This window comes from Streptomyces sp. NPDC056948, assembly GCF_042674225.1.
In the GTDB taxonomy this organism is placed as follows: Bacteria; Actinomycetota; Actinomycetes; order Streptomycetales; family Streptomycetaceae; genus Streptomyces; species Streptomyces purpurascens.
The window spans coordinates 1-12,182 of the sequence record NZ_JBHUQX010000289.1 but is presented as its reverse complement, the minus strand read 5'-3'; the positions used below and the strand labels follow the sequence as shown (position 1 = coordinate 12,182).

Sequence of the window (12,182 nt, the reverse complement as noted above, 5' to 3'; positions counted from 1 at the left end):
GGGGACCTGGACATCGGGGACTGGTTCGTGCCCTTCGCCGCCATCACGCTTTCACTGCGGTCCTGACGGGATTTGAACCCGCGGCCTCCACCTTGACAGGGTGGCGAGCACTCCAAACTGCTCCACAGGACCAGGTTTCGCAGTGCGATTCGTGCGTTGCGCTGCGAGAAGAGACTGTACAGGAGGAGTGGGGCCCTGCGCGAACTCACCCAACGTGCAGGGGCGATTACGGGACTTCCGCGTCGATCGCCTTGATGATCCGCTTGTCGGAGACGGGGTACGCCGTGCCCAGCGCATGGGCGAAGTAGCTCACCCGGAGCTCCTCGATCATCCAGCGGATGTCCAGGACCGACGAGGGGACCGGCCGGCCCTGTGGCATCTGCTCCAGCAGCCAGGCGTACTCGTCCTGCATCTCGTGGACCTTCTGCATCCGCGTCGTGTCCCGCTGGACGTTCGCCGGCATCTGCTGGAGCCGCCGGTCCGCCGCCACCAGATAGCGCATCAGGTCCGGCTGGCGCCGCAGCCCCGCCTCCGTCACGAAGCCCGGCTTCACCAGGGCGTCCAGCTGCTTGCGCACGTCCTGGAGGTTCGGCAGCAGCACGGGGCTGCGTACGCCCTTCAGACGGCGCTCACAGGCCTGCCAGGCGGCCAGGACCTGCTGCACCTGGCCCACCGTACGGACCGTCGTGTCGACGATCTCCGCGCGCACCTTGTCGTACAGCTTCCGGTACGACTCCTCGTCCCACGCCGGCCCGCCGAAGTCCGCGATCAGCTTGTCGGCCGCCGCCATCGCGCAGTCGTCGAACAGGCCCTGGACGGAGCCGTGCGGATTCGCGGACAGCGCCAGCTTCTGCGCGTTCGTCAGCTTCTCGGAGGCGAACTTCGCCGGGTTCACCGGGATGTTGCGGAGGATCAGGCGGCGCGTGCCCTTCCACATGGCCTGCGCCTGCTCCGCCTCCGTGTCGAAGAGGCGTACGGAGACCGTGTCGCCGTCGTCGACCAGTGCCGGATACGCCTTCACCGGCTGGCCGGCCCGCCGGGTCTCGAAGACGCGGGTGAGGGTGCCGATCGTCCAGTCGGTGAGGCCCTTGCGCTCCAGGGACTCGCCGCCCTGACGTTCCGCGGTGGCCGCCGCGGCCTGGGAGAGGGCCTTGCGGGCCTTCGGCCGCAGCTGCAGCTTCAACGCCTCCAGGTCCTTGTCCTCCGCGAGATTGCGACGCCGCTCGTCGACGATCCGGAACGTGACCTTGAGGTGCTCGGGGACCTTGGACCAGTCGAAGTCGTCCGCCTCGAACGGGACGCCGACCATGCGCCGCAGTTCGCGGGTCATCGTGGTGGTGAGGGGCTCCTGGAGGGGGACCGCGCTGTCCAGGAACGCCTTCGCGTAGTTCGGCGCGGGGACGTAGTGGCGGCGGATCGGCTTGGGCAGGGACCGGATGAGCTCCACGACGACCTCTTCCCGCAGGCCCGGGATCTGCCAGTCGAAGCCCTCGTCCGTGACCTGGTTGAGGACCTGGAGCGGGATGTGGACGGTCACGCCGTCGGCGTCCGCGCCCGGCTCGAACTGGTAGGTCACACGGAACTTGAGGTTCCCCTGGCGCCAGGAGTCCGGGTAGTCGGCCTTGGTGACCTCGCTCGCCTTCTCGTTGATGAGCATCTCGCGCTCGAAGTCGAGGAAGTCGGGCTGCTCGTGCCGCTTGTGCTTCCACCAGGAGTCGAAGTGGGCACCGGAGACGACGTGGTCGGGGAGCTTCTGGTCGTAGAAGTCGAACAGCGTCTCGTCGTCGACCAGGATGTCCCGGCGCCGGGCCCGGTGCTCCAGCTCCTCGACCTCGGTGAGGAGTCTGCGGTTGTCCGAGAAGAACTTGTGGTGCGTGCGCCAGTCGCCCTCGACGAGCGCGTTCCGGATGAACAGCTCGCGGCTGGCCTCCGGGTCGATCCGGCCGTAGTTGACCTTCCGCTGCGCCACGATCGGTACGCCGTACAGCGTGACCTTCTCGTACGCCATCACCGCGGCCTGGTCCTTCTCCCAGTGCGGCTCGCTGTGCGTGCGCTTGATGAGGTGGGCGGCGAGGGGTTCGACCCACTCGGGCTCGATCTTCGCGTTGACGCGGGCCCAGAGGCGGGACGTCTCGACGAGTTCGGCGGACATCACGAAGCGCGGGGGCTTCTTGAAGAGCGCCGAGCCGGGGAAGACCGCGAACTTGGCGTTGCGGGCGCCCAGATACTCGTTCTTCCCCGTGCTTCTCCCGCCCTCGCCCCCGGCCTCCTTCACGTCCTTCATGCCGATGTGGGAGAGCAGGCCGGCGAGAAGGGAGACGTGGATGCGGTCGGCCGGGGCGTCGTCCTCGTTGAGGTGGATGCCCATCTGCTTCGCGACCGTGCGCAACTGCGAGTAGATGTCCTGCCATTCGCGGATGCGAAGGAAATTGAGGTACTCCTGCTTGCACATCCGGCGGAACGAGGACGAGCCCCGCTCCTTCTGCTGCTCGCGGACGTGGCGCCAGAGGTTGAGATAGGCCAGGAAGTCGCTGGTCTCGTCCTTGAAACGGGCGTGCTGCTGGTCGGCCTGCGCCTGTTTGTCGGCGGGGCGCTCGCGCGGATCCTGGATGGACAGCGCGGCGGCTATGACCATGACCTCGCGGACACAGCCGTTCCGGTCGGCCTCCAGCACCATCCGGGCCAGCCGCGGGTCGACCGGGAGCTGGGCGAGCTTGCGGCCGGTCTGCGTGAGCCGCTTGCGGAGGTCCTTCTGGGCCGCGTCGAAGGCGCCCAGCTCCTGCAGGAGCTGCACACCGTCACGGATGTTGCGGTGGTCCGGCGGGTCGATGAAGGGGAACTTCTCGATGTCGCCGAGGCCGGCCGCGGTCATCTGCAGGATGACGGAGGCGAGGTTCGTACGGAGGATCTCCGCGTCCGTGAACTCCGGGCGGCCGTCGAAGTCGTCCTCGCCGTAGAGGCGGATGCAGATGCCGTCGGACGTACGGCCGCAGCGGCCCTTGCGCTGGTTGGCGCTGGCCTGGGAGACCGGCTCGATGGGGAGGCGCTGGACCTTGGTGCGGTGGCTGTAGCGGGAGATCCGTGCGAAGCCCGGGTCGATGACGTACTTGATGCCCGGGACGGTGAGGGACGTCTCGGCGACGTTGGTCGCCAGAACGATCCTGCGTCCGGTGTGCGGCTGGAAGACGCGGTGCTGCTCGGCGTGCGACAGCCGGGCGTAGAGGGGCAGGATCTCCGTGAATCTGTACTGCTTCTTCGTGAGCGCGTCGGCCGTGTCCCGGATCTCCCGCTCGCCGGAGAGGAAGACGAGGATGTCGCCCTTGCCCTCCTTCTGGAGCTCCTCCACGGCGTCGGTGATCGCGGTGATCTGGTCGCGGTCGGCGTCGTCGGAGTCCTCTTCGAGGAGCGGCCGGTAGCGCACCTCCACGGGGTACGTACGGCCGCTGACCTCGACGATCGGGGCGTCGCCGAAGTGCCGGGAGAAGCGCTCGGGGTCGATGGTGGCCGAGGTGATGACGACCTTGAGGTCGGGCCGCTTCGGCAGGAGCTGGGCGAGGTAGCCCAGCAGGAAGTCGATGTTGAGGGACCGCTCGTGGGCCTCGTCGATGATGATCGTGTCGTAGGCGCGCAGCTCGCGGTCGGTCTGGATCTCGGCGAGCAGGATGCCGTCCGTCATCAGCTTGACGAAGGTGGCCTCCGGGTCGACCTGGTCGGTGAACCGGACCTTCCAGCCGACGGCCTCGCCGAGCGGGGTGTCCAGCTCCTCCGCCACGCGCTCGGCGACGGTGCGGGCGGCGATACGACGGGGCTGTGTGTGCCCGATCATGCCGCGGACGCCTCGCCCGAGTTCCATGCAGATCTTCGGGATCTGCGTGGTCTTCCCGGAACCGGTCTCACCGGCGACGATCACGACCTGGTGGTCGCGGATGGCGTCGGCGATCGTGTCCTTCTTCTGGCTGACCGGCAGTTGCTCCGGGTACGTGACCTCGGGCAGGCGGGTGCGCCGCCCGGCCATCCGCTCCTCGGCCTTGGCGACCTCCGCCTCGATCTCGGCGAGCACGGCGGCCTGGGCCTCCGGCTTACGGATCTTGCGCGCACCTTCGAGCCTGCGGCCGAGCCGGTGCGCGTCGCGCAGGGACAGCTCGGTCAGGCGGGGGGCGAGGGCGCCGAGGGCGGGGGCGGAGTGCGTAGACATACGGGGTCCAGGATCTCATCCCCGGGAAATCCGTGGCGAACGGTTTTGTCCCGCGGGACGGAGTGAGGTTTGACCGTTTCTCGTTCGGGCGGGGATTGCATGGCGGTGAGGCCGTACGGCAGCCGCTCACGATTGGAGGGCCTCCCGTCTCATGCCCGAAGCCACCGAAGTCCTGATCGTGGGTGCCGGTCCCACCGGTCTGATGCTCGCCGGAGACCTTGCCGCTGCGGGCGTGTCCGTCACCGTGCTCGAGCGCCGCACCGAGAGGTCGCAGCTCACCCGCGCCTTCGCGGTCCATGCCCGGACGCTCGAACTGCTGGACGCCCGGGGCATCGCCGACGAACTCGTCGCCGGCGGTGTCCAGATCGGCAAGCTCCAGATGATCGGGGATGCCCAGCTCGATCTGAGGCGGCTGCCGAGCAGATTCCCGTTCATGCTGCTGACCCCTCAGTACGCGACCGAGGCGGTGCTGGCGAAGCGTGCCGAGGCGCTCGGTGCCGAGGTGGTGGCCGGCGCGGACGTCACCGGGGTCGAGCAGGACGCCGACGGCGTGAGCGTGACCGTGCGCCTGTCCGACGGCACACCCCACACTCGGCGTGCCCGTTACCTGGTCGGCGCGGACGGCATGAACAGCGTCGTGCGCCGGGCGCTGGGGTTTCCGTTCCCCGGCCGGGCCGCCCTGCGCTCGGTGATGCTCGCCGATGTCCGGCTCGCCGTGCCGCAGGCCATGCCGGTGGCGAACGCGGTCCGGGAGGGGATCGCCTTCGTCTCCCCGCTGGGCGACGGCTGGCACCGGGTGGTCGCCTGGGACCGCGACAAACAGCTTCCGGTCGAGGCCCCTCTCGAACTGGAGGATGTGCGGACGATCACCCGTAAGGCCCTGGGGACCGACTTCGGCATGCACGACCCGCGCTGGCTGTCCCGCTTCCAGACCGACGAGCGCCAGGTGCCGCGGTACCGGCTGGGGCGGGTGCTGCTCGCGGGCGATGCCGCGCATGTGCACTCCCCGGCCGGCGGTCAGGGCATGAACACCGGTCTGCAGGACGCCGCCAATCTGGCCTGGCGGCTGGCTGCGGTGGTGCGCGGGTGGGCGCCGGAGGGGCTGCTCGACGGCTATCAGGCCGAGCGGCACCCGATCGGGCGGGAAGTGATCCGGGACAGCGGCAGGATGATGCGGCTGGCGCTGATCCACTCACCCGTGCTGAGCACCGCCATGAACCTGCTCTCGCGCGTTGCCGCCGCCATCCCGCCGGTGGCCGACCGGCTGGCGGCCAAGGCGACGGGTCTCGCCATCTCCTACCCGGCACCCTCCGGCACCCATCCCCGCGCCGGCCGACGCGCTCCCGACCTGGAACTCGCCCAGGGCGCCGGCTCCGGCACCGGCTCCGCGACGCGGCTGTACGAGGCGTTGCGCGCCTGCCGTTTCGTGCTCGTCAGCCGTTTCCCCGAGGTGACGGGCTGGGAGGGCCGGACGATCACGGTCGCCCCGGCCGCCGGTTTCAAGGCCCCGGCGGTGCTGCTGGTCCGCCCGGACGGCTACATCGCATGGGCCGCGGACGACCACGACCACGACGCGCTGCTGACTGCCCTGACCACATGGGTCGGCCCTCGGCAGGACGTGGCATCGACGTGAACCACGACATGACTGAGCCCCTCTCCAGTAATGGTGGAGAGGGGCTCAAGCCCTGGTGAGGGCTGCGGTGGCTGGGGCCGGGGTCGAACCGGCGACCTTCCGCTTTTCAGGCGGACGCTCGTACCAACTGAGCTACCCAGCCACGAGGTTCCACGTGAAACCTCAGCGGTCCTGACGGGATTTGAACCCGCGGCCTCCACCTTGACAGGGTGGCGAGCACTCCAAACTGCTCCACAGGACCAAGCATGTCGTACGACAGTGTCGCACAGGGTGGTGCGTGCCCCCAACGGGATTCGAACCCGTGCTACCGCCTTGAAAGGGCGGCGTCCTAGGCCGCTAGACGATGAGGGCTATCGGCCCGCCTGCGCGCTTCTCAGCGCGTCGGGGACGTGAGAAGCATATGGGATGGCGGGACCTATCGCCAAAACGGTTTAGGGGGAGGCCGAGGGGGTGCCCTCCGTAGGGGTACTCGGGGACGGGTCCGCACCGGGCTGGTTCTCCTCCGGCAGGTGGCGACTGACCTCGGCCGTCGTCAGGCCGAGGCCGCCCAGCTCGATCTCGTCCCAGGCCTGGAGGAGGCGGGAGTCCCGGTCGAAGTACAGGATCGACGCCTCGATGGGGTCCGGGTGCTTGCCCTCGATGGCGCGCAGGCCGCTGCCGCCGGTGGAGCCCTCGATGCGGAGCCGGGTGCCGTACTTCAGGACCTCCGTCTCGTCGTGGTGGAGATGGCCGGCCAGGGCCAGGGGGACCTCGCCGTCGACCTCGCGGACCGCCGCCGGTTCGTGGGCGACGGCGACGTCCACCGGGGTGCCGGCCGTGCGCTGATCACGCAGGGCCGTGGCCAGCCGGGCGCCCGCCAGCTCCTGGGACTGGGCGGCGCCGATCTGCTTCGAGCGGTCCGGCGTGTACTGCGGATCGCCGATGCCCGCGAAACGCAGGCCCTTGATCGTCGTCGCCCGGCCGTCGTCCAGGACATGGACGTTCTTCAGGTCCTCCAGATAGCGCTGGGTGAGCATCGAGTCGTGGTTGCCGCGGACCCAGACATAGGGGGCACCGAGGTCCTCGATGGGGTCAAGGAAGCCGTTCTCGGCGGCCGTGCCGTGGTCCATCGTGTCGCCCGAGTCGACGATCACGTCCACCTTGTACTGCTCCACGAGCGAGGCGATGATCTTCCAGCTCGCCGGGTTGAGGTGGATGTCGGAGACGTGCAGGACCCGGATGGTGGAGGGGTCGGGCGCGTAGGCCGGGAGTGTCGAGGTGGCGTCGTAGAGCTTGGTCACGTTGGTGACCAGGCGGGCCAATTCCTTCTGGTAGACGTCGAATTCGGTGACGATGCTGCGCGCGTTGCCGACCAGGGAGGGGGCCGAGGTGAGCAGGCCGGAGAACTTGGGCTCCAGGACGGAGTCGGGGCGCCAGGTGGCGTAGGCCGTGCCGCCCGAGGCGGCGAGGAGGGTCAGGGCGAGGCCGCCGGCGGCCAGGGCGCGGCGGGGGCGCCGGTAGACCGCGAGGCCGAGGGCGGTGGCGCCGGCGACGACCGCGACGCTCGAGCGGACGGCCAGGTCGAGGGTGCCGCGGCCGACGTCCTCGGTGACCTCGTCCTGGAGGCCGGAGAGGCGTTCGGGGTGGTCGACCAGGGCCTGGGAGCGATCCGGGTCGAGCTGGTCGACGTTCACGTCCAGACGGACGGGGGCGTTGTGGCTGTCCAGCGCCAGGGCGCCCAGCGGCGAGATATTGATCTTGGTGCCGCCGGTGAAGGAGGGGCGCAGGGTCATGGTGGTGTTCATGGGGCCGACCGGGACCCGGACGTCGCCCACGACCAGCAGCCCCAGCCAGGCGCCGAGGAGGACGACGGTCACCAGTCCGGCCGCGCGGGCCCACGGGTGCGGCTGTCGTACGAGCTCGATCGTGGTGGGCGCCTGGCGGGAGCGGTAGCGGCGGGCCAGGGCGCGCGGGGGCGTGCGGATCGGGTTCAGGACACTCCGGACTGCGGCGGGGACGCGGGCCATTGATCCCGTATGCCCAAGTCCCGGCGCGGATATGCGACGCCGGATGGCTCTCGTACGGCCGGGTCGTGGCCGACAATGGGCCTGTGCTGGAGATGACGCGCGAGGAGTTCGAGGAACTGGTGGCCGAGGCGCTCGACCGGATCCCGCCGGAGCTGACGCGACTGATGGACAACGTCGCGGTGTTCGTCGAGGACGAACCGCCGGCGGAGGATCCCGAGCTGCTCGGGCTGTACGAGGGGACTCCGCTGACCGACCGGGGGGAGTGGTACGCCGGTGTGCTGCCCGACCGGATCACGATCTACCGGAACCCGACGCTGCGGATGTGCGAGTCGCGGGAGGACGTCGTGGCGGAGACGGAGGTCACCGTGGTGCACGAGATCGCGCACCACTTCGGCATCGACGACGAGCGCCTTCACGCCCTGGGCTACGGCTGAGCGTGATGTGAACGCGGGCCGCGTGTCCTCTTGCGGGCGGCGGGAGTTGGAGGTGTTGACTCCATCACCCTTCCCGGAGGTGGCCCCGTGCGCCCCTTGTACGTACCCGTCCGCCTGGCCGCCACGGTCGTGGCCGTCGCCGCCGCCGCCGGCTGCATGAGCGTCGGCGACGACGGCGCGGGCGGGAGTGCCAAGCCGTCGCATTCCGCGGGGCAGCGCGGCGGGGAGGGGCCCGACGGCGGGTCGGCGGTGTCGGGCGGCGGTGCCGGGGCCGGTGCGGCGGCGGCCGACGGCAAGCACGGGCGCGGCAAGGGGAAGAAGGGCGCGAAGGGCGAGCGCGGCAAGCCCGGGGAGTCGGCGTCTCCCGAGGCCTCGCCGTCCGCCGCGGTGAGCGCGCCCGCGCCGGGAGGCGGCAAGCCGGGGCAGCCGGCCAAGCCGACGCCGAAGCCGCCGGCGCCGCCCACTCCCACCCGGACGGCCGAACCGGAGCCCACTCCGACGCCGCCCGAGCCGACGACATCGCCGGAGCCGACGCCGGAGCCGTCGTCGTCGGCGCACGAGCCGCCGGGGCCGCAACTGGCGCAGCGGGAGCCGGCCCCGGAGGCGGGGGCACCGGCGTAGCCCCCCGCTGTGAGTGTCGGCGCGGCGGGAACATACTCTGGGGGTGGTCGGTTGACAGCCGACGGGAGGTTCTCCGGGCCACTGGCCCATGGAGGGCGTCCCTGCTGTCTCCTACGGAGTCCGGTTTGCCTTACGGGTCCCGGAGTGCGTATGGTGGCAGATCGTTTGAACCCATTCTTGCCCGGCGCCAATACAGAGCGCGCCGTGTGGCGCGTACTCTCCCTTGCCGTGGTGGACCGCATTGAGGCGGTCGTATTGCGAATCGCGAATCACGGAGTTGACGGGCGCGTGCCGACGGAGACTCCGGAAGGTTTCGCATTCGCATGTCCATCGCCAGTACTGATCACGTCGTCGTGCCCGAGAACGAGGCAGCCGACGACACCCCCGAACTGACTTTCGCCGACCTCGGCCTGCCCGAGGGCGTCGTGCGCAAGCTCGCACAGAACGGCGTGACCACCCCCTTCCCCATCCAGGCCGCGACCATTCCGGACGCCCTGGCCGGCAAGGACATCCTCGGCCGTGGCCGCACCGGCTCCGGCAAGACCCTCTCCTTCGGTCTGCCGACCCTGGCGACGCTCGCCGGCGGCCGCACCGAGAAGCACAAGCCGCGCGCCGTCATCCTCACGCCGACGCGTGAGCTCGCCATGCAGGTCGCCGACGCGCTCCAGCCCTACGGCGACGTCATGGGGCTGAAGATGAAGGTCGTCTGCGGCGGTACGTCGATGGGCAACCAGATCTACGCCCTGGAGCGCGGTGTCGACGTCCTCGTCGCCACCCCCGGCCGGCTGCGCGACATCATCAACCGCGGTGCCTGCTCCCTGGAGAACGTGCAGATCGCCGTCCTCGACGAGGCCGACCAGATGTCGGACCTGGGCTTCCTGCCCGAGGTCACCGAGCTGCTCGACCAGGTCCCGGCGGGCGGTCAGCGCATGCTGTTCTCGGCCACGATGGAGAACGAGATCTCCACGCTGGTCAAGCGCTACCTGAGCGACCCGGTCACGCACGAGGTCGACAGCGCCCAGGGCAACGTCACGACCATGTCGCACCACATCCTCATCGTGAAGCCCAAGGACAAGGCGCCGGTCACCGCCGCGGTCGCCTCCCGTAAGGGCCGCACGATCATCTTCGTCCGCACCCAGCTGGGCGCCGACCGCATCGCCGAGCAGCTCTGCGACTCCGGCGTGAAGGCCGACGCGCTGCACGGCGGAATGACGCAGGGCGCGCGCACCCGCGTGCTGGAGGACTTCAAGAAGGGCTACGTCAACGCGCTCGTCGCGACCGACGTCGCCGCCCGCGGCATCCACGTCGACGGCATCGACCTGGTGCTGAACGTGGACCCGGCCGGGGACCACAAGGACTACCTGCACCGGGCGGGCCGTACGGCGCGTGCCGGCCGCACGGGCACCGTCGTCTCCCTCTCGCTCCCGCACCAGCGGCGTCAGATCTTCCGGCTGATGGAGGACGCGGGCGTCGACGCCGGGCGCCACATCATCCAGGGCGGCGCGGCCTTCGACCCGGAGGTCGCCGAGATCACCGGCGCCCGGTCGATGACCGAGGTCCAGGCCGAGTCCGTGGGCAACTCCGCGCAGCAGGCCGAGCGTGAGGTCGCCCAGCTCACCAAGGAGCTGGAGCGGGCGCAGCGGCGTGCGAACGAGCTGCGTGAGGAGTCCGACCGGCTGCTCGCGCGAGTCGCGCGCGAGCGCGGCGAGGAGCCTGCCGCAGTGGTGGCCGGCGAGTCCGGGGATGTCGCTGCCGTTGCCGAGGTGTCGGTGCCGGAGCAGCCGACCGCGAAGGACGTCGAGCGTGAGGAGCGCGCCGAGTCCTCCCCGTCGTACGAGCGTCGGGAGCGGCGCGAGGAGCGTGGCGGCGGCTACGGGCGTGACCGGTACGCCGACCGTGACCGTGGTGGCGACCGTGGTGGCGACCGCGGCGGGCGTTCCTTCGACCGTGACCGCGGCGGCGACCGTGGTGGTGACCGTGGCGGCCGTTCGTTCGAGCGGCGTGACGAGCGTGGCGGCGGTTTCAACCGTGACCGCGACCGGGACCGTGGCGGCTTCCGCCGCGACGAGCGCGGTGGGCACCGCGGCAGCGACCGTCCCTTCAACCGCGACCGCCGGGACGACCGTCCGGGCTACCGCGCCGGCGGGCACGACCGCCCGAACGGCCGTCGTGACGACCACCGCGGCGGCGGCTCCTTCGGCCGCCGCGAGGACAAGCCGCGCTGGAAGCGCAACGGCTGACGCATAACCGTGTGGAGCGCCGTGGCCCCGCCCCGACGGGCGGTCCACGGCGGTCTGCTTTCCCTCCCGTACGGTGGTGTGTGACCGTCACGAGCCGATACCCGATCGGAGACTCGCCGTCGTCCGGCTATGCTCGTGGGGGCAACATCGCCTGGGCCCTTAGCTCAATTGGCAGAGCAGTGGACTTTTAATCCATTGGTTGTGGGTTCGAGTCCCACAGGGCCTACCTGAAGGACCCCAGCTCAGACATCAACTGGGCTGGGGTCCTGTCCGTTTGACCCGGTCGTGTGATTGTCGGCCGGCCCGATGCCGGCCCTGGTCCAGACGATCATGGCTACTGCGCCGGCGAGGCGTCCCTGAGGGCAAGCCCTGCTATCTGGTGACCGACGATGGCGGCAGCCGTCTCGCCGACGGCCTGGAGGCGGCCCAGCTCGCCACCGGCGTCTACCGGGTGCCGAGGAGGGTGTCTGGGCTGGGCCGACCACCACGTAGGACGTCAGCAGAAGGGGCGGCCCGGGTCGTTGGCCCAGAAGGAGAGGAAGGACCAGGTCTGCGCTCCGACACGTCCGTCGACGACGATTTCGGCGCATTGCTGGAAGGCCGTCACCGCGCCTCGCGTCTGCCCGCCGAAATCTCCGTCCACGTCCAGCTCGGCGCCTACAGCCTCATTGAGGTAGCACTGGGCTTGCTGGACAACCGCCCCGGATGAGCCCTGCTGGAGGTTGGGCCGACGATTCGTGTAGTCGCAGATGTCGTCCGGTCCCTGGGCTACGACGCGTTCGGTGCGTTCCGGGATGATCTGCGGCGCCGCGGCAGCAGGACCTCCGACGAGGCCTGCGGAAAGAAGAACAGCCGCAGCGATCGCGTGCGCTGGTCGCATCCTCAACCACCTCCGAAGGTGCCGGTGTCTCCAGCGTGCGCTGGTGTCTCCCGGGGCGCATCTCGACGCCGGCAGCTCCGAGGGGCAGCCCAGGAGCGGGCGTTGGGCGTAAGCGGCGGGATCGGGGCGGGCCGGCAACAGAGCCCCGGTCCGGACCGCATCCGGACCGGGGC

At 70.2% G+C, this 12,182-nt stretch carries 7 protein-coding genes and 5 tRNA genes; 5 read left to right on the top strand and 7 right to left on the bottom strand.

Annotated features, from left to right (window positions below; translation table 11 throughout):
• Positions 1-57: 57 nt before the first annotated feature.
• Positions 58-132, bottom strand: a tRNA-Asp gene (locus ACFTZL_RS30545).
• A gap of 94 nt (positions 133-226) precedes the next feature.
• Positions 227-4,195: an ATP-dependent RNA helicase HrpA gene (hrpA, locus tag ACFTZL_RS30540; RefSeq protein WP_382589024.1), complete on the bottom strand. Its 3,969-nt coding sequence runs from the start codon at positions 4,193-4,195 to the stop codon at positions 227-229.
• 151 nt (positions 4,196-4,346) lie between these two features.
• On the opposite strand from hrpA, the gene ACFTZL_RS30535 reads away from it, so the two are divergent.
• The gene (locus ACFTZL_RS30535; protein ID WP_382589021.1) at positions 4,347-5,828 is read left to right on the top strand and encodes an FAD-dependent monooxygenase; all 1,482 of its coding nucleotides are present in this window, start codon (positions 4,347-4,349) and stop codon (positions 5,826-5,828) included.
• A 68-nt stretch (positions 5,829-5,896) separates the two neighbouring features.
• On the opposite strand, the gene ACFTZL_RS30530 is transcribed toward ACFTZL_RS30535, so the two are convergent.
• The 4 genes from ACFTZL_RS30530 to ACFTZL_RS30515 form a co-directional block, all read right to left on the bottom strand.
• Positions 5,897-5,970: transfer RNA gene (locus ACFTZL_RS30530), tRNA-Phe, on the bottom strand.
• A gap of 24 nt (positions 5,971-5,994) precedes the next feature.
• A tRNA-Asp gene (locus ACFTZL_RS30525) sits at positions 5,995-6,069 on the bottom strand.
• A 37-nt stretch (positions 6,070-6,106) separates the two neighbouring features.
• Positions 6,107-6,179, bottom strand: a tRNA-Glu gene (locus ACFTZL_RS30520).
• Between the two features lie 80 nt (positions 6,180-6,259).
• Entirely contained in the window at positions 6,260-7,834 is a 1,575-nt protein-coding gene (locus ACFTZL_RS30515) for a metallophosphoesterase (RefSeq protein ID WP_382589018.1), read from the bottom strand.
• Positions 7,835-7,917: 83 nt separating this feature from the next.
• Between ACFTZL_RS30515 and ACFTZL_RS30510 the strand changes: the two genes are divergently transcribed.
• The 4 genes from ACFTZL_RS30510 (at position 7,918) to ACFTZL_RS30495 (ending at position 11,355) form a co-directional block, all read left to right on the top strand.
• On the top strand, positions 7,918-8,268 hold the full coding sequence (locus ACFTZL_RS30510; protein WP_362241925.1) for a metallopeptidase family protein: 351 nt from the start codon (positions 7,918-7,920) through the stop codon (positions 8,266-8,268).
• Between the two features lie 87 nt (positions 8,269-8,355).
• A complete protein-coding gene (locus ACFTZL_RS30505) occupies positions 8,356-8,889 on the top strand; it encodes a hypothetical protein (RefSeq protein WP_382589015.1) in 534 nt (177 codons plus the stop codon).
• Between the two features lie 323 nt (positions 8,890-9,212).
• Positions 9,213-11,129 (top strand): DEAD/DEAH box helicase, encoded by a 1,917-nt coding sequence (locus tag ACFTZL_RS30500; RefSeq protein WP_382589012.1) that lies wholly within the window; start codon positions 9,213-9,215, stop codon positions 11,127-11,129.
• A gap of 153 nt (positions 11,130-11,282) precedes the next feature.
• Positions 11,283-11,355: transfer RNA gene (locus ACFTZL_RS30495), tRNA-Lys, on the top strand.
• 270 nt (positions 11,356-11,625) lie between these two features.
• On the opposite strand, the gene ACFTZL_RS30490 is transcribed toward ACFTZL_RS30495, so the two are convergent.
• Positions 11,626-12,009, bottom strand: coding sequence for a peptidoglycan-binding protein (locus ACFTZL_RS30490; protein ID WP_382589009.1), 384 nt, complete (start codon positions 12,007-12,009; stop codon positions 11,626-11,628).
• Between the last annotated feature and the right edge of the window lie 173 nt (positions 12,010-12,182).

Excerpts from the sequence above, each read along its gene's own strand:
- hrpA (WP_382589024.1), bottom strand. The coding sequence starts at position 4,195 with ATGTCTACGCACTCCGCCCCCGCCCTCGGCGCCCTCGCCCCCCGCCTG.
- ACFTZL_RS30535 (WP_382589021.1), top strand. The coding sequence starts at position 4,347 with ATGCCCGAAGCCACCGAAGTCCTGATCGTGGGTGCCGGTCCCACCGGT.
- ACFTZL_RS30515 (WP_382589018.1), bottom strand. The coding sequence starts at position 7,834 with ATGGCCCGCGTCCCCGCCGCAGTCCGGAGTGTCCTGAACCCGATCCGC.
- ACFTZL_RS30500 (WP_382589012.1), top strand. The coding sequence starts at position 9,213 with ATGTCCATCGCCAGTACTGATCACGTCGTCGTGCCCGAGAACGAGGCA.
- ACFTZL_RS30490 (WP_382589009.1), bottom strand. The coding sequence starts at position 12,009 with ATGCGACCAGCGCACGCGATCGCTGCGGCTGTTCTTCTTTCCGCAGGC.